The organism is Micromonospora inyonensis, assembly GCF_900091415.1.
Taxonomy (GTDB): Bacteria; Actinomycetota; Actinomycetes; order Mycobacteriales; family Micromonosporaceae; genus Micromonospora; species Micromonospora inyonensis.
The window spans coordinates 3208500-3225563 of the sequence record NZ_FMHU01000002.1 but is presented as its reverse complement, the minus strand read 5'-3'; the positions used below and the strand labels follow the sequence as shown (position 1 = coordinate 3225563).

Here is a 17064-nt window from a genome sequence, read left to right as displayed (position 1 = left end):
CACCCCCGTACCGACCCCGGGCCGAGGTGCCCGGGGCGTCGGGGCGGGTCAGCCCATGGTCTTCTGCCCGTCGAGCGCCTCCCGGATGATGTCCGCGTGCCCGGCGTGCTGGGCCGTCTCGGCGATGACGTGCAGCACCACCCGCCGTACCGACCAGCGGGCGCCCGGCTCGAACCAGGGCGCCGACGGCAGCGGACGGGAGACGTCGAGGTCGACGGTGGCCAGCAGCTCGTCGGTGCGACGTGCGACCTCGGCGTACCGGTCGAGGAGACCGGCCAGGGTCTCCCCGTCGACCATGCGGAACTGCGTCGCCCAGGCGTCCGGATCGGCGTGCATCGCGGCCGGACCCTCGACCACGAAGCGCAGCCACCGTTCCTCGACCCCGGCGACGTGCTTGACCAGGCCGCCGAGACACAGCTCGCTGACCGTCGTGCGGCGGGCGGCCTGCTCGTCGGTGAGCCCGTCGACCGTGCGCCGGAGGAAGCCACGGTGCAGGGTCAGCGAGTGGAGGAGGTCGGCGCGCTCGCCGGTCGCCGGGATGTCGGAAACGGTCATGGGGGAGTCCTCTCGGGTCGTCCGATGCGGACGTCACGCTACGAGGTGCCTCCGACACTTTCCCGGCGGACGACCCGGTCGGGACGCCCCGGTTGCCGAATCCGGACACCGGGGGTGAACTGGTCCCATGGGTGTGATCAAGGTAGGTACGTCGTCCTGGGCCGACCAGATGCTGCTGCGCTCCGGCTGGTACCCCCGCACCGCCCGGACCCCGGCGGCCCGGCTCGGTCACTACGCCGGCCGGTTCGGTCTGGTCGAGGTGGACACGTCCTACTACGCGGTGCCGACACCCGAGACCGCCGAGGGCTGGGCGGCGGCCACACCTGACGGCTTCACCTTCGACGTCAAGGCGTTCAGCCTGTTCACGGGGCACCCGACCCCGGTCTCCGTGCTGCCCCGGGACCTGCGTCCGGCCGGTACGCGCCGGCAGGTGCAGCGCCGCGACCTGCCGGACGGGGCGTACGACGAGCTGTGGGTGAGGTTCCACGCCGCGTTGGCACCGCTCGCCGGGGCCGACCGGCTGGGCGCGGTGCTGTTGCAGTTCCCGCCGTGGTTCGCCCACGGTGAGGCGGCGAAACGGCGCGTCGTCGAACTCGCCGGGCGTTGCCGGCCCCACCGGGTCGCCGTCGAGCTGCGTCACCACTCCTGGTTCGCCGAGCCCACCGTGCTGGACACCCTCGACCTGCTCCGGGAGCACGACCTGACGTTCGTCTGCGTCGACATGCCCCAGGGGTTCGCCTCGTCGGTCCCGCCCATCCTGACCGTCACCGCCGGGCTGGCGATGATCCGGTTCCACGGGCACAGCAGCGCCTGGGAGAGCGGCGACAAGCAGGAGAGGTTCCGCTACGCGTACGCCGAGGACGAGCTCACGCACTGGGCGGGACTGCTGACCGAGCTGGCCGGACAGGCCGACGAGCTGCACGTGCTGATGAACAACTGCTGTGGCGACCAGGCGCAGCGGGACGCCGCCCGGCTGGCCGACCTGCTGGGCGTACCGGCCGGCGGATCGGTCCCGCTCCCCGCCCGCCGCTGACCGTCGCGCGGCGGGCCGGGTGCCTGCAGGGGCCCCCTGCTCGACAGAAAGCGGTAACAGGGGGCCCCTGCTACCACCTCAGCCGAGGCGGTGCACCTCGACGAGGACGCCGCTGCGGGGGCGGGTCGGGATCCGGTCCAGCGGGATGGTCAGGTCCTGGTCGGGCAGGGTGTGGTCGAGGCGGGCCAGCTTCACCGCGAGCGCCCGCAGCAGGGCGATCGTGATCGTCTCGCCGGGGCAGCGGTGCCCCGTCGCCGGGTCGCTGCCACCCTGCGGCAGCAGTTCGTACGGGTCGATATCCCGGTCCAGGAACCGCTCCGGGTCGAACCGGTACGGATCAGGCCAGAACCGGGCGTCGTGGTGCTGGCCGTAGATGTCCAGCAGCACCATCGCCCCGGCCGGCACGCGTTCCCCGCCCCACTCCAGGTCCCGTACCGCCCGGCCCCCGACGAACGGGGCGAACGGGTAGAACCGGCGCACCTCCTGGGCGAACGCCTCGGTGAACGCCGGGTCGTCGGCGCGCAGCCGGTCGCGGTGGCCGGGCCACCGGTGCAGCGCGTGCGCGGCGAACGCGACGTACCAGCTCACCGCCACGGTCGGGCGGATGATGTTGAGTAGTTCCACGGCGGCGGTGTGCGGGTCCAGCGCGGTGCCGTCGGCGTCCCGGTGCCGGGCCACCGCCGCCACGGCCGACCCGGCCGGTGCCGCTGGTTCCTCCCGACGTACCCGCTCGACGAGGTCGGCCAGCCACGCCTCCCGCCGCGTCCGGGCCCGGCGGGCCCGCCAGTGCCGTGGCCCGACGGTGCCGAAGCCGTCCACCAGCGCGACCAGGTCCGCAGCCAGCGCGGGCACCTCGGTCGGCGCGACCGGCACCCCGGTCCAGTCGCAGACCGCCCGGGTGAGCACCCGCGTGGTCTCGTCGAAGAGCACCACGGGGGAGCGGTCGGCCCAGTCGGGCACCGCCTCGTCCCAGGCCGCACCGGTCCGGGCGACCAGGTCGTCAACGCCGCCTCCGGTCAGCAGCGCCAGGAACATGGCCTTGCGGACCCGGTGCGCCACGCCGTCGAGGGTCTGCGCCCCGCCGTGGCCGAGGAGGGTGCTGAGGACCGGCTCGGGCAGCGCGCCGTGCCGCCGGACGTGACGGTCGTCGTAGAAGAAGCGGGCCGCCTCCGGCCCACGCAGCGCCACCGCGCGTCGGCCGAGCAACCGCATCGGTACGGCGTCCGTGGCGGCGCGCCGACGCCGGTCCGGCAGCCAGGCGTACCCCTCGACGGCGAGCGCGATGGTGTCGTCCGGACGGAGAACACGGGACCATGACATGAACGAACTCCTGCCCGGTTGCCCGGTCGGGGAAACCGACCGCCCACCCGCCCGCGGCCGGAGACTCGTCGACGGGAGGGCCGGTACGCGGCGACCCGCGACCGGAAACGGTCGCGGGTCGCGCGGCCCGCCGTCAGCGGTGGGCCATCATGCGGTGCGTCCGGCCGTTCCCGTTCGTGCTGAGCATGCCCATGCCCATGCCCTTGCCCTTGCCCGCCCCGGTCATCATGCCGCCGGCGCGACCGAGGAAGCCCCGGAACACCTGGCCGGGTTTCTGCTGCTCACCGGCGTAGCTGGTGACCACGATCAGCGCCCCGGTGACGGCCGGGACGGCCCACTGGAGCACCTTCATCTGCCGTTGCGAGGTCGCGACCGCGCGCGGCGTGTCGGGCTGGGGTTCGGTGACCCCCGCCACCGGTGGATGCCCCGACTTCTCCAACCGCATGCCGAGCATCCGGCTGTACCCGGTGATGGCCAGGGCGGCGACGGTGAGCGCGGTCTTGATCGCGCTCATCCGGCCGACCCCGGACTGGGTGAGCACCCGTGGGCTCTCCGTCACCAGTTCGCCGACCGCGCCGGCGAGGTGGGTCCCGATGGCCGCCGCGTTGACCGGCGTCCACCGGGCCCAGCCCGCCGACGCCACCGGCAGCCGTTGGGTCTTGTCACTGATCTTCGCTGCCGCGCCGTTGACCCCGGTGGCGCCCATCAACGAGCCGCCGAACCAGGCCGCCAGGCCGAGGTCGTGCATCGAGCGCAGTACGGTGTGTCGTTCGGACATCTGATCCCCTTCCGCCGTGTGGGCGCTGCGGCATACCCACCCCGCGGACGGCTATTCCCGACGACCGGTCGCCGGAGCGGTCAGGCGACCGCCGGGGCCGGCCGGGCCACGCCGCTGACCGCGGTGTACACCGCTCCGAGCTGTTCGACGGCCCGCTTCCAGGAGTACCGGCTGCGGATCCGGTCCAGCGCCGCGGTGGCGTACGAGAACCGGCGGACGTTGTCCCGCAGCAGCCGGCGGATCGCCGTACCGAGTGCCCGGGGGTCGCGGGGCGGGACGAGATCGCCGGTGAGCCCGTCGACCACGGAGTCGGTGATCCCGCCGACGGTGGTCCCGACCACGGGCACCCCGCAGGCCATGCCCTCCAGGGGGGTGAGGCCGAACGGCTCCTGCCAGCCGGCGGCGACGAGGATGTCGGCGGAGCGGTACCAGCGGCCCAGTTCCGGGCGGGGGACCGCGCCGACGAGGCGGACCCGCTCGGCCACGCCGCAGGCCGTGGCGAGGGCCAGCAGCCGGCGGGCCGTGCCGTCGGTGTGCAGCAGGTCGGCGGGGGGACCGCCGACCACGACGCACTCCGCCTCCGGTACGCCGGGCAGTGCCCGTACCACGTCCGGCAGGCCCTGCGCGGCGACCAGCGGACCGACGGTGAGGATCCGTGGCCGGGCCGGGTCCCGGGGTGCGACCGGCCCGTCGGGACGGAACAGCTCCTGGTCGACCCCGGTGGGAACCAGGGTCATCCGGGACCGGGGCACCCCCAGCCGGAGCAGTTCACCGACCTCGTCCTGGCACTGCACGACCACCCGGTCGACGGCCCGGCCGATGGCGCGTTCGTAGCCGATCCGCCCCGGCGGGCTGGTGTCCCGGTTACCGAGCTGCCGGCGGGCCACCGTGCCGAGCCCGTGGTACGTCTGCACGACCGGCACCCCGGTCCGGCGGGCGGCGTGCAGCGTGGCCAGGCCACTCATCCAGAAGTGCGCGTGCGCGACGTCGGGCAGCCAGTCCCCGTCCCGCCACGCTCCGGCGAGCCAGCGCCCGAACTCGCCGAGATACGGCAGCAGCTCGTCCCGGGGCAGCCGCTCCGGCGGTCCGGCGGGCACGTGGCAGACCAGGTAGCCGTCCCCGGCGGGAACGGCGTCGGGCATCGCGGTGGAGTCCCGGCGGGTGTAGACCCGTACGTCGTGGCCCGCGTCGACGAGCGCGGCGGCCAGCTCCGCGACGTGCGTGTGCTGGCCGCCGGCATCGGGCTCCGCGGGTAGGGCGAGCGGGCTGGCGTGCTCCGAGATCATCGCGATGCGCATGCTTCCTCCTCCATCAACCGGTCCCGTCGCCCCGGGAACGGTCTGTCGAAACGTCTGGCGTGCCGTCCCGCGTCCGACGCGGGCCGGCGGAGCGCGCCCCGGTCGGCGGGTACCGACCGGGGCGCGTCCGTGACGTTCCGGTGGGGGCGGACGCCCGACCCGCATGGCAGGTCCCTACCCTGAGCCGTCCGACCTAACCAATCGATCGGGTCACGTCCGGCTCGGTGGGGTCAGGCGTCGCCGCGGAGCATGCCGGGGCCGAACACCTCGTACGCGATCCGCCCGGCCGGTACGCCCCGGCGCAACAGCCCGCCGCGGACCTGGTTCATGAACGGCAGCGGTCCACAGAAGTGGACGTGCGCGTCGGGCGTGAGCGGGATCAGCTCCGGATCCACCCGACCGGCGCTGACCTCGGCGGACAGTCCGTCGATGAGGTCGCCGTCCTCCTCGTACCACAGGTGCAGGCGCAGCTCGGGCAGGGCGGCGGCGAGCCGGGGAAGCTGGTTGCGCAGGGCGTGCGTGCCACCGGCCCGGTCGGCGTGCACCAGGGTCACCGGCCGGTGCGGGGCGGTGGCGGCCAGGTGCTCCAGGGCGGCCATCGCCGGGGTCACCCCGATGCCGGCGCTGACCAGCAGCAGCGGACCCGCCCCGGGTGCCGAGGCGACCTCGCCGAAGGGCGGGCTGAGTCGCAGCGTGTCCCCGACGGCCACCTGCTCGTGCAGGAAGGTGGAGACCATCCCGTCCGGGGCGCCGTCGATGCCGCGTACCCGCTTGACGGTGATCTGCCAGTGGCCCGCGCCGGGACGACCGGAGAGACTGTACTGCCGGATCTGCTGGCCGCGTCCCTCGCCGAGGTCGACGGCGACCGAGACGTACCGGCCCGGGACGAAGTCGGGCACGGGCCCGCCGTCGGCCGGGACCAGGGTGAAGGAGACGACGTCGGCGGTCTCCCGGGTCCGCCGCTCGACCCGCCAGGGCCGCCACACCGGCTCGCCCTCGCCGATCCCGGCGGTGTGGTAGAGCCGCGCCTCGCGGGCGACCAGCTCACAGGCGAGCAGCCAGTACGTCTCGTCCCAGGCCGCCGCGACCTCAGGGGTGACCGCGTCACCGAGCACCTCGCCGACGGCGGCCATCAGGTGCCGGCCGACGATGGTGTACTGCGCCGGGGTGATCCCGAGTGAGGCGTGCTTGTGCGCGATCCGGTCCATCACCGGTCCCCACGGCAGGTTGCTCACCCCGACCAGGTGCTCGGCGTACGCGACCACGGCGGCGGCGAGCGCCGAGCGCTGGGCACCGGTCGCCTGGTTGCCCCGGTTGAAGATGTCGAGCAGCTCCGGGTGGGCCTCGAACATCCGCTGGTAGAACCGGCCGGTGATCGCCTCCCCGTGCGCCTGTACCGCCGGCAGGGTCGCCTTGACCACCGCTGCTGATGACTCCGTGAGCACGACTCACTCCTTCTGGTCTGATCGATCGATCCCGCCCAGATAAACAGGTAGATCAAATACCTCTTCAGAGTCGAAAGTCCCGGATCCACGGTCGTCCGGATCACACCCCGGCGGGACCTCCGGCCGTGCCGGCCCGCCGGTCGCGCTGGCTAGGGTCGTGGCGTGAAGCTCAACCGCTCCACCGACATGGCGCTGCGGATCGCCATGCTGACCGCCGCGTCACCGGACCGGACGACCGTGGACGAACTCGCCGCGCGGCTCGCCCTGCCCCGCAACCACGTGGCGAAGGTCGTCCAACGCCTCCAGCGGCTCGGCGTGCTGGTCACCATCCGGGGGCGCTCCGGCGGCGTGGTCTTCGCCGAGGAGGCGACCGGGCTGACCGTCGGTGCGTTGGTCCGCGCGTTCGAGGGCGACGACGAGGTGGTGGACTGCGACCGTCCGGCCTGTCCGCTGCTGCCCGGGTGCCGCCTGCGCGGCGCGTTGCGCCGGGCGCAGGACGCCTTCCTCGACGTGCTCGACCAGGTCCGCCTCGGTGACCTGGTCGCGGGCTCGGCCGGCCCGGTGCTGCTCACCCTCGGCGGGCGGGCGGGCTGACCGCCGCCCGGACGCGTCGGACCCCGGCCACGGCACCCCAACTCGGAGACGGGACCGGCAGGAACACGACGGGACCCCGCCGGAGATGGGCGGGGTCCCGGTGGTCCGTCGACGACGGCGACGGTCAGGAGACGCTGATCCTGCCGTCCGGTGCCCGTACGCAGGCCACGCTGCGGGCGGCGGCGGTGGCCGCAGCGGTCAGGCACTGCCCGAGCACCTGGTGCCCGGCCGCGTTCGGGTGCCACGACTCCTGGCAGGTCTGGAAGTAGGTGACGCAGGTGTTGGCGATGTCCTGGATATCCAGTTTGTCGTAACCGGAGAGGCTGGTCACGAAAACCCCGGACGGCCCGTCCTGGAGCCGGATCGGGGTGGCCAGGGTGCCGGCGGGGCTGGTCGGTGACTCGCAGAGCCGGGCGCCGTCGAAGGCGCGCTGCACGTTCAGGTAGACCAGGTCTGCCCCGGGGAACTCGGCGGCGAGAGCGTCCCGGGTCGACCGCACCAGGGTGCCGAGGCTGGCGGAGAAGCGGTGGCCCGGGGCGAGGCTGGCCCGGTGGATCGGGCAGCCGGCCGCGTACCGCTCGGCACCGAGGTCCCGGAACTTGTCCCGGGTGTCGTCCCGGCTGTCCTGCTCGTGGAAGGTCGGGTACAGGTCGAACGGCAGCGGGTTGGTGTAGTCCTGGAACACCACCCGGTGCTGGCCGTCGGCGTCGACCTGGGCGAGGGTGGCGAGGATCTGCCGGACCGCCGAGGTGGTCTCCCCGGTGGCTGCGGTGAGCTGCGCCGGGGTGGCCAGGTCGGCGTCGCTGCACGGCTCCTGCGGGACCGGGCCGCCGAGGTACGCCCAGAACTCCCACCAGCCGGTCCAGGCGTCGGCGATGAACCGGTTGGCGCACTTCTCCGCCACCGAGCCGAAGGTGAACGAGCTGTTGTTGGAGCCGAGCCCGACCAGGACGAGGTCGATGTCGTGGGTCCGGGTGACCGTGCGGAGCTGGTCGAGCTGGGAGGCAACCTGCCGGCCCTTGGCCCGCGCAGCCGAGGCCGCGCCGATGTCGTACGGCTGCCCACCGGAGCAGGCCAGGTTGAACCGGTCCTGGATGCCCGGGAGGCTGGCCCGGTGCAGGGACGCGTTCGCCGAGCGGTGGCAGAAGTACGCGTTGTTGTTCGGCGCGGACCAGCCCGGGAAGCCCTGGGCCACCCCGTTGACGTCGACCACCGGGGCGTACGCGCCGGCACCTTCGCCGCTGATGAAACTGTCGCCGAGTGCCACCGCGGCGGTGGGGAGCGCGGCGGTCGCCGGGGTGGGGGACGCGACCGCGGCGGTGAAGCCGGCCGAGGCCACGACCAGCGCCGCCGCGAGCGCGGTACGACGGAACACGGACATCGAACCTCCATCCAATGATGGAAATGTGAGAATGTCTTTGAGGTCGCGATCACATCACGCCCCTCTCGCGGGCGTCAACGGTTCGGCACCGGTTTCATCGATGGAATTCGTGCCGCGCCGGGCCGGACGGACCCGGGTCGGCCCCGCGCGGTACGCCCCACGCCCTGCTCACGATCGGTCCGCCCGGACGGGCGCGGCGCGGGGCGGCGACGTTATGTCGGCGCATCCGGCTAGGCTCGCTGCGGCGTGCCGTCCTCCGGCGATCTTCGCCGGAGGTGGCCCCGCACCGCCGAGACCTGGGAGTACGACCAAGTTGACCGCAGAGCTTGAGCCTCTCTACGGGGCCGACGACCTCACCCACCTGGAGGGGCTGGACGCCGTCCGCAAGCGCCCCGGCATGTACATCGGCTCCACCGACAGCCGTGGCGTGGGTCACCTCGTCAACGAGATCCTCGACAACTCCACCGACGAGGGGGTCGCCGGCCACGCCACCCGGATCGAGGTCGTGCTGCACGCCGACGGCTCGGTGCAGGTCGACGACGACGGGCGGGGCATCCCCACCGACGTGCACGCCAAGTCCGGCATCTCCGGCGTCGAGCTGGTGCTGACCCGGCTGCACGCCGGCGGCAAGTTCGGCGGCTCCGGCTACAAGACCTCCGGCGGCCTGCACGGCGTCGGTGCCTCGGCGGTCAACGCGCTCTCCCGTCGGTTCGACGTGACGGTGCGCCGGGGTGGCAAGGTCCACGCCATGTCGTTCCGGCACGGGGTGCCCGGCATCTTCGACGGCCCCGGCCCGGACGACCCCTTCACCCCCGGCCCCGGCCTCCAGGTGGTCGGCGCGATGAAGCGAGGCCAGCGGACCGGCACCTCGATCAGGTACTGGCACGACGCGCGCTACTTCGAGACCGGCGCGCGACTGGACGTCGCCGCGGTCCGGATGAAACTGCGCAACACCGCCTTCCTGGTACCCGGCGTCAACTACCTGCTGCGCGACGAGACCGGCGAGGAGCCGACCCGGGAGGAGTTCCACTACCCGAACGGGCTCGCGGACATGGTGGAGTTCCTCGCCCCGGCCGGCGACCGGGCCGTCTCCGGCACCCTGCTGGTCACCGGCGAGGGCACCTACCGGGAGAACGCCGCCGACGCCAACGGCGTCATGCAGTCCAACGTGCAGCGCCGCGCCGAGGTCGAGGTGGCGTTGCGCTGGGGCACCGGCTACGAGCGCACCGTCGAGTGCTTCACCAACACCATCCGCAACGCGCACGGCGGCACCCACCGCAAGGGCTTCGAGCGGGCGCTGACCCGGACCCTCGCCGACGCCGTCCGCAACACCCGGGGCCTGCTCCGGGCCAAGGAGGACCCGCCCACCCTGGACGACGTCCTGGAGGGGATGACCGCCGTGGTGCACGTGCGCATCCCCGAGCCGCAGTTCACCTCGCAGACCAAGGACGAACTCTCCACCGCCGGCATCACCAAGGTCATGCAGTCCCTGGTGGAGCAGCACCTCAAGGCGTGGCTGGAGGACCGCCGGACCAAGGCCGAGGCGCGCACCGTCCTCCAGAAGATCGTCGACGCGGCCCGCGTGCGGCTGACCCAGAAGCAGCAGAAGGACGCCGCCCGGCGCAAGACCGCCCTGGAGGGCGCGGCGATGCCGGCGAAACTGGTCGACTGTCGCTCCACCGGCGTGGACCGCAGCGAGCTGTTCATCGTCGAGGGCGACAGCGCTCTCGGGTGCTTCACCGGTGACACCATGGTCGCCCTCGCCTCCGGCCGGAGCCGCTCGTTCGCCGACCTCGCTTCCGACTGGGACAAGGGCATCAGTCACTTCGGCTACACGACCAACCGGGCGGGCCGGGTCGTCGTCGCTCCGTTGGCGGCACCTCGGCTCACCAAACGTGACGCGTCGCTGGTGCGCGTGAACCTTGACAACGGTGAATCCGTCCGGTGTACACCCGATCACCTCTTCCGACTTCGCGACGGGTCCTACCGGCGGGCCGACGCGCTCGTCGAGGGCGATTCCCTCATGCCGCTCTACCGCAGCCTGTCCAGGAAGGCGGACGGACACAAACTGGAGGGCTACGAGCGGGTCTGGATGAACGACCGCGAGGAGTGGGTGTACACCCACTACCTGGCGGACGCCTGGAACCTCCGGCATGGCAGGGACAGCGCTGAGAACGGCAACGTGCGGCATCACGTCGACATCGACAAACGCAACAACGACCCGCGAAACCTGCGCCGGATGACGTGGGCGGACCACTCCGCGTTGCATGCGGCGATGATGGGCGACCATGTCCACGCCGGCTGGCGGAGATGGTTCGACAACGGAGGCCGCGAACTCCGCTCGGCGATGCTCACAACGCAGTGGCAGGATCCGGCCTTCCGCGAGGCATGTCTGGCCCGCCTTTTCGCCCTCAACGAATCGCCCGTTTTCCGGGCGAAGGTCGAGCAGGCTTTCCAGGACTGGTACAACGCACTCGGCATTGACGACCAGCGGGCCCACGCCGACCGGATGCGTGAACGACAGGCGGCCTACTGGTCACAGCCGGAACACCGGAAGGCAGCGGCTGAACGGGTGCGTGCGTTCTTCTCCGATCCCGCCCGTCGCGCGCAGTGGCGCGAGCGCTCGGTGCGACAGTGGCAGGACCACGAGTTGCGCGCCGGGCGGTCGCAGACGACCGTCGAGCAGTTCGCGAGCCCCGAGGAGCGGGAACGTCAGCGCAACGCGGTCCTGATCTGGCACCGGGAGAATCCCGCCTTCGGTGCCCAGCACGCGCGGCGGATGAAGCAACGAATGAACGATCCCAACACCGGCCACCTCGCAAAGGTGCAGGAGGGCCGGGCGCGGTACGTCGAATCGGTGCCCCGGCGGGAACGGGTCGCCCGGCAGCTCGAGGGCCGCCGCCTGGCGGCGCTTCGTCGGCTCGCGCCCTTGTTGTCGTACGCCGACGACGATCTTGCCACCGCGTACGAGGCCGAGCATCTGCGGGCGGCTCGTACCGGTCTGCGCTTCGATCGGCTGCTGAGCCTCTACGACGGAGATTACGCTCGGCTGCGCGAGGCGGCGTCGCTGATCAACCATCGGGTGGTGTCGGTTGAGACATTGGTCGAGAAAGCGGATGTCTACGACCTGACCGTCGATGGCTACCACAACTTCGCACTTGAAGCAGGGGTGTTCGTCCACAACAGTGCTCGTGTCGCCCGCACCTCCGAGTACCAGGCGCTCCTGCCGATCCGGGGCAAGATCCTCAACGTGCAGAAGGCGAACCTCCAGCAGGTGCTGGACAACGCCGAGTGCGCGGCGATCGTGCAGGTGCTCGGGGCCGGCTCGGGGCGGACGTTCGACCTCTCCGCGATGCGGTACGGCCGCGTCCTGATCATGGCGGACGCCGACGTGGACGGCGCGCACATCCGTACGCTGCTGATCACCCTCTTCGCCCGCTACATGCGTCCGCTGATCGAGGCCGGTCGGCTCTACGCCGCGATGCCCCCCCTTCACAAGATCACCACGAGGGGGCGCAACCCGCAGACCGTCTACACCTACACGCAGGCCGAGATGGAGGCGACGGTCCGCAAGCTGGAGAAGGCCGGCAAACAGATCGTCACCCCGATCCCCCGGTTCAAGGGCCTGGGGGAGATGGACGCCGACGAGCTCTGGGAGACCACGATGAACCCGGCCACCCGGTCGGTCCGGCGGATCACCCTGTCCGACGTCGACGCCGCCGAGCGGATCCTGGACCTGCTCATGGGAGAGAAGGTCGAGCCGCGCCGCAACTGGCTGATCGAGTCCGCCGACCGCGTCGACCGCGAGGCGATCGACGCATGACCACCCCCCGCCCCGGGAGAGAGCGCAACCATGGCACGCCGTAAGGAAACCCGCGACAAGGTCGACCTGTCCGCCTTCGACCGGGCCGGTGCGCGGGTCTTCGACAACCCGCTGGTCACCGAGGTCTCCGACTCCTACCTGGAGTACGCGTTCTCGGTCATCCACTCCCGGGCCCTGCCCGACGCGCGGGACGGCCTGAAGCCGGTGCACCGCCGGATCCTCTACTCCATGCACGAGTCCGGGTTCCGCCCGGACCGGGCGCACGTCAAGTCCGCCCGGGTGGTCGGCGACGTGATGGGGCGTTACCACCCGCACGGCGACACCGCCATCTACGACGCGATGGTCCGGCTCGCCCAGGACTTCTCGCTCAACGTGCCGCTCATCGACGGACATGGAAATTTTGGTAGCCCGGACGACGGCCCGGCCGCCGCGCGCTACACCGAGGCCCGGATGTCCCGCGAGGCGATGCTGCTCGTCGGCGAGCTGGGCGAGGAGACCGTCGACGTCGAGCCGAACTACGACGGCTCGCTGACCCAGCCCACCGTGCTGCCGGCAGCCTTCCCGAACCTGCTGGTCAACGGCGCGTCCGGGATCGCGGTCGGGATGGCCACCAACATGATCCCGCACAACCTCGGCGAGGTGGTGGCGGCCGCCCGTTGGCTGATCCGGCACCCGGACGCCACCCTCGACAAGCTGATGGAGTTCGTCCCCGGCCCGGACCTGCCCACCGGTGGTCTGCTGCTCGGCCTGGACGAGGTCCGCCGCGCGTACGAGACCGGGCGGGGCGTGGTGCGGATGCGCGGCAAGGTGGAGATCGGTCCGGTGGAGGGCAGCCGGGGCCGGCAGGCGATCACCGTGGTCGAGCTGCCGTACGGCGTCGGCGCGGAGAAGGTGATCGCGGCGATCACCAACGAGGTGACGAAGACCAAGCGGCTGACCGGTATCGCCGACGTCAAGGACCTCACCGACCGGGAGAGCGGCACCCGGCTGGTCGTCGAGTGCAAGGTCGGGGTCAACCCGCAGGCGCTCCTGGCCGACCTCTACCGGCTCACCCCGCTGGAGCAGTCCTTCGGCGTGAACAACCTCGTCCTGGTCGACGGGCAGCCCCGGACCCTGGGGCTCAAGGCCCTGCTGGAGGTCTTCCTCGCCCACCGGTACGAGGTGGTGACCCGGCGCACCACGTACCGGCGGCGTAAGCGGGAGGAGCGGCTGCACCTGGTCGACGGCCTGCTGGTCGCCCTGCTCGACATCGACCGGGTGGTCCGGCTGATCCGGGAGAGCGAGGACGCCCAGGCCGCCAAGGACGGCCTGATGAGCCGGTTCGGTCTCTCGGAGATCCAGGCCACCTACATCCTGGACACCCCGCTGCGCCGGTTGACGAAGTACGACCGGCTGGAGCTGGAGGCCGAGCAGGAGAAGCTGCGCGGCGAGATCGCCGAGCTGTCCCGGATCCTCGACGACGAGAAGGTGCTCCAGAAGCTGGTCTCCGACGAGTTGGGCGCGGTGGTGAAGCAGTTCGGGACCCCGCGCCGGACCACCCTGGTCGACGGCGACCTGAAGGAGGTCCTGGCGGCGTCCGTGCCGGCCGGGCCGCTGGAGGTCGCCGACGACCCGTGCCAGGTGATCCTCTCCGCCACCGGGTTGATCGCCCGGACCGCGGCCGAGTCGGAGGAGGCTGCCGAGGGGCGCGGGCGCCGCGGTCGGGTCAAGCACGACGCGGTACGCGCGCTGGTGCACTCCACCGCCCGGGGCCGGGTGCTCGTGGTGACCAGCGCCGGGCGGGCGTTCAAGGTCGACGTGCTGCCGCTGCCCGTCCTGCCGCAGCAGTCCGGCACGGTGTCGCTCAGCGGCGGGATGTCCGTCGCCGAGCTGGTGCCGCTTGCGGCGGGGGAGTCCGTGGTCGCCCTGGCCCCGCTCGGCCCGACCGCCGAGGGCTCACCCGGTCTGGCCCTGGGCACCCGGCAGGGGGTGGCCAAGGTGTGCGCGCCGGAGTGGCCGGTGCGCTCGGACGAGTTCGAGGTGATCTCCCTGCGCGAGGGGGACGAGGTGGTCGGGGCGACCTGGCTGACCGACGGGGCGGAGACGCTGGCCTTCGTCACCTCCGAGGCGTCGCTGCTGCGCTTCCCGGCCGGGCTGGTCCGGCCGCAGGGCATCCGGGGCGGCGGGATGGCCGGGATCAACCTGCCGGCCGGGGCGCGGGTGGTCTTCTTCGGGGCGGTGCGCACCGACGACCCGGTGCACGGGGAGCCGATGGTGGTCACCTCGACCGGGGCCACGGTCAAGGTGACGCCGTTCGCGGCGTACCCGACCAAGGGGCGGGCGACCGCCGGGGTGCGTGCCCAGCGCTTTCTCAAGGGCGAGACGGACCTGGTCGTGGCGTGGGTCGGCCCCCGGCCGGTGGGTTCCACCGCCACCGGTGAACCGGTCGAGCTGCCGGCGGAGGACCCGCGGCGGGACGGGTCCGGCTTCGCGGTCATGCTCGGCCCCACCCTCCTGGGCCACCACCAGACGCGCGAGTGACCGTTCACCCGGGGTACGGCCGGCCTCCGGCCGTACCCCGGGTGCCCGGGGCGGGGGTCAGGTCGGGACCCGGGGGGACCGCAGGCGGGCGACGACGCGCATGCAGTGGTACGTGACCAGGGCGGCGGTGGTGCCCAGGGCGATGCCGTTGAAGGCGAGGTCGCCGGCGGTGAGGGTGTAGTCGGCGGCTCCGACGATCAGGGCGACCGCGGCGGTGAACAGGTTCACCGGGTCGTGGAAGTCGACCCGGTTCTCGATCCAGATCCGCGCGCCGAGGACGGCGATCAGCCCGTACAGGACGGTGGTCGCGCCGCCGAGCACCCCCGCCGGCACGGTCAGGATCAACGCGCCGAACTTCGGGCTGAGCCCGAGCAGCACCGCCGCCGCCCCGGCGACCCAGTACGCGGCGGTGGAGTAGACCCGGGTCGCCGCCATCACGCCGATGTTCTCCGCGTACGTGGTGGTTCCGGAGCCGCCGGCCGAACCGGCGAGCACGGTGGCGATCCCGTCGCCGAGGAACGCCCGACCCATGTCCCGGTCCAGGTTGCGGCCGGTCATCGCGGCGACCGCCTTCACGTGGCCGGCGTTCTCGGCGATCAGCACCAGGACCACCGGGATCACCAGTACCGCCGCGCGGACGCTGAAGCTGGGCGCGTGGAACTCGGGCAGCCCCACCCAGGCGGCCTCGCGCAGCCGGGTCAACGTGGCCGTGTCGAGCCCGCCCGTCGCGGCGGCGAACAGCCAGCCGACCACCACGCCGACCAGGATGGACAGCCGGCCCGGGAAGCCCCGGAAGGCCACCGTGGTGAGCAGGATCGCGGCGAGGGTGACCACCGCGACCAGCGGCTGCGCCTTGACGCCGGTGCCGCTGCCGTTGCCGTCCCAGGCGACCGGGGCGAGGTTGAGTCCGATCAGCGCGACGATCGCGCCGGTCACCGCCGGGGGCATCAGCGCGTCGATCCACCGGGTGCCGGCCACCTGGACGACCACGCCGACCAGGGCCAGCGCCGCGCCCGCGACCACGATGCCGCCGAGCGCCGGGCCGATGTCACCGCCGGCCTTCGCCGCCATGACCGGGGCGATGAAGGCGAACGACGAGCCGAGGTACGACGGCAGCCGGTTGCCGGTGACCAGCAGGAACAGCAGGGTGCCGAGCCCGGAGAAGAGCAGCGTGGTGGCCGGCGGGAAACCGGTGATCAGCGGCACCGTGAAGGTGGCTCCGAACATCGCCACCACGTGCTGCACGCCGACGCCGACGGTTCGTGGCCAGGAGAGGCGTTCGTCCGGGGCGACCACGTCGCCGGGGCGTCCCGCCCGGCCGTCGCCGTGCAGGCGCCAGGGGGTCCGGCGTGGTGGCGTGGTGGGCGTCCCGGTCTGGGGTGGGGTCATGGCGCAACTGCCCTTCACGTCGGTGGGACCTGGTGGGGGCGGCGGCGACCCTGGACGTTTGTAGCAGAGCGCCGGCGGCGGCCGGCCCGCTGGACCGGCCGTCGGTGACGGCGGACGCGGGGCGGGCGGTCGGCGCAGGAGGCTCAGGCGACGCCGGCGGGGCGGAACTGCACGCTGACCCGGGGCCCGACCGCACGACTGGTCTTCGGGACGGCGTGTTCCCAGGTGCGCTGGCAGGAGCCGCCCATGACGACCAGGTCGCCGTGGCCGAGCGGGAAGCGCGGGCCGGTCCCGCCGCCGCGCGGGCGCAGCAGCAGCGGTCGGGGGGTGCCGAACGAGACGATCGCGACCATGGTGTCGGCGTGCGCGCCCCGGCCGATGGTGTCGCCGTGCCAGGCGACGCTGTCCCGGCCGGACCGGTAGAGGCACATGCCCGCGGTGACGAACTCCTCGCCCAGTTCGGCGGCGTAGTGCCGGTTGAGGGCGGCGCGGGCCGCGGTCAGCGCGGGGTGGGGGAGCGGGCGGCCGGCGGCGTACCAGCAGAGGAGGCGGGGCACGTCGACCTCGTTGTCGTACATCCGGCGGCGCTCGGCCCGCCAGGGCACCTCCCGCAGCAGCGTGGCGAGGACCGGATCGGAGCCGCATACCCAGCCGGGGAGGTGGTCGACCCAGGCACCCCGGCCCAGCTCGTGCCGGCGTACCCGCCCGACCAGCGGTTCCAGGGCGGGGCCCTGGTCGGTGAGGTCCAGCATCGAGGGCTGGTACGCGATGTCGGCCACCCGGCCGATCCTACCTGCATCTCGTACACGCGTACGAGAGGCGGCCGCTCGGGGTAGGGTGCCCGGCGGGGCGGCACCGACCGGTTCCGCCCGGTGTGACCAATCCGGCGTACGCCGGCCGACCGACGGGAGAACCCGTATGCCGATCC

12 protein-coding genes are annotated in these 17064 nt (G+C 72.7%); 4 read left to right on the top strand and 8 right to left on the bottom strand.

What is annotated here, in order from left to right; genetic code table 11:
* Positions 1-48: 48 nt before the first annotated feature.
* Positions 49-555, bottom strand: a complete 507-nt coding sequence (locus GA0074694_RS28565; protein WP_091463010.1) for a DinB family protein — start codon at positions 553-555, stop codon at positions 49-51.
* 127 nt (positions 556-682) lie between these two features.
* Between GA0074694_RS28565 and GA0074694_RS28560 the strand changes: the two genes are divergently transcribed.
* Positions 683-1588, top strand: a complete 906-nt coding sequence (locus tag GA0074694_RS28560; RefSeq protein ID WP_091463009.1) for a DUF72 domain-containing protein — start codon at positions 683-685, stop codon at positions 1586-1588.
* A 78-nt stretch (positions 1589-1666) separates the two neighbouring features.
* Here the strand turns inward: GA0074694_RS28560 and GA0074694_RS28555 are convergent, their stop codons facing one another.
* From GA0074694_RS28555 to GA0074694_RS28540, 4 genes are all read right to left on the bottom strand, one after another.
* Positions 1667-2908: a cytochrome P450 gene (locus tag GA0074694_RS28555; RefSeq protein WP_091463008.1), complete on the bottom strand. Its 1242-nt coding sequence runs from the start codon at positions 2906-2908 to the stop codon at positions 1667-1669.
* Between the two features lie 133 nt (positions 2909-3041).
* A complete protein-coding gene (locus GA0074694_RS28550; protein ID WP_245714959.1) occupies positions 3042-3686 on the bottom strand; it encodes a hypothetical protein in 645 nt (214 codons plus the stop codon).
* Positions 3687-3766: 80 nt separating this feature from the next.
* Positions 3767-4984, bottom strand: a complete 1218-nt coding sequence (locus GA0074694_RS28545; RefSeq protein ID WP_091463007.1) for a glycosyltransferase — start codon at positions 4982-4984, stop codon at positions 3767-3769.
* A 230-nt stretch (positions 4985-5214) separates the two neighbouring features.
* Positions 5215-6429 (bottom strand): globin domain-containing protein, encoded by a 1215-nt coding sequence (locus GA0074694_RS28540; protein ID WP_245714958.1) that lies wholly within the window; start codon positions 6427-6429, stop codon positions 5215-5217.
* A gap of 162 nt (positions 6430-6591) precedes the next feature.
* Here GA0074694_RS28540 and GA0074694_RS28535 point away from each other — a divergent pair, with 162 nt between their 5' ends.
* Positions 6592-7023 (top strand): RrF2 family transcriptional regulator, encoded by a 432-nt coding sequence (locus tag GA0074694_RS28535; RefSeq protein ID WP_091463005.1) that lies wholly within the window; start codon positions 6592-6594, stop codon positions 7021-7023.
* Between the two features lie 124 nt (positions 7024-7147).
* On the opposite strand, the gene GA0074694_RS28530 is transcribed toward GA0074694_RS28535, so the two are convergent.
* On the bottom strand, positions 7148-8404 hold the full coding sequence (locus GA0074694_RS28530) for an SGNH/GDSL hydrolase family protein (protein ID WP_091463004.1): 1257 nt from the start codon (positions 8402-8404) through the stop codon (positions 7148-7150).
* A gap of 313 nt (positions 8405-8717) precedes the next feature.
* On the opposite strand from GA0074694_RS28530, the gene GA0074694_RS34465 reads away from it, so the two are divergent.
* Entirely contained in the window at positions 8718-12227 is a 3510-nt protein-coding gene (locus GA0074694_RS34465; protein ID WP_091463003.1) for an ATP-binding protein, read from the top strand.
* A 30-nt stretch (positions 12228-12257) separates the two neighbouring features.
* A complete protein-coding gene (locus GA0074694_RS28520; RefSeq protein ID WP_091463002.1) occupies positions 12258-14747 on the top strand; it encodes a DNA gyrase/topoisomerase IV subunit A in 2490 nt (829 codons plus the stop codon).
* 57 nt (positions 14748-14804) lie between these two features.
* On the opposite strand, the gene GA0074694_RS28515 is transcribed toward GA0074694_RS28520, so the two are convergent.
* Together GA0074694_RS28515 and GA0074694_RS28510 are read right to left on the bottom strand one after the other, a co-directional pair.
* Positions 14805-16136, bottom strand: coding sequence for a uracil-xanthine permease family protein (locus GA0074694_RS28515; RefSeq protein WP_091463001.1), 1332 nt, complete (start codon positions 16134-16136; stop codon positions 14805-14807).
* 143 nt (positions 16137-16279) lie between these two features.
* Positions 16280-16888: an alpha-ketoglutarate-dependent dioxygenase AlkB gene (locus GA0074694_RS28510; protein WP_425413673.1), complete on the bottom strand. Its 609-nt coding sequence runs from the start codon at positions 16886-16888 to the stop codon at positions 16280-16282.
* Between the last annotated feature and the right edge of the window lie 176 nt (positions 16889-17064).

Excerpts from the sequence above, each read along its gene's own strand:
- GA0074694_RS28515 (WP_091463001.1), bottom strand. The coding sequence starts at position 16,136 with ATGACCCCACCCCAGACCGGGACGCCCACCACGCCACCACGCCGGACC.
- GA0074694_RS28565 (WP_091463010.1), bottom strand. The coding sequence starts at position 555 with ATGACCGTTTCCGACATCCCGGCGACCGGCGAGCGCGCCGACCTCCTC.
- GA0074694_RS28550 (WP_245714959.1), bottom strand. The coding sequence starts at position 3,686 with ATGTCCGAACGACACACCGTACTGCGCTCGATGCACGACCTCGGCCTG.
- GA0074694_RS28555 (WP_091463008.1), bottom strand. The coding sequence starts at position 2,908 with ATGTCATGGTCCCGTGTTCTCCGTCCGGACGACACCATCGCGCTCGCC.
- GA0074694_RS28530 (WP_091463004.1), bottom strand. The coding sequence starts at position 8,404 with ATGTCCGTGTTCCGTCGTACCGCGCTCGCGGCGGCGCTGGTCGTGGCC.
- GA0074694_RS28510 (WP_425413673.1), bottom strand. The coding sequence starts at position 16,888 with ATGCTGGACCTCACCGACCAGGGCCCCGCCCTGGAACCGCTGGTCGGG.
- GA0074694_RS28545 (WP_091463007.1), bottom strand. The coding sequence starts at position 4,984 with ATGCGCATCGCGATGATCTCGGAGCACGCCAGCCCGCTCGCCCTACCC.
- GA0074694_RS28520 (WP_091463002.1), top strand. The coding sequence starts at position 12,258 with ATGGCACGCCGTAAGGAAACCCGCGACAAGGTCGACCTGTCCGCCTTC.
- GA0074694_RS28560 (WP_091463009.1), top strand. The coding sequence starts at position 683 with ATGGGTGTGATCAAGGTAGGTACGTCGTCCTGGGCCGACCAGATGCTG.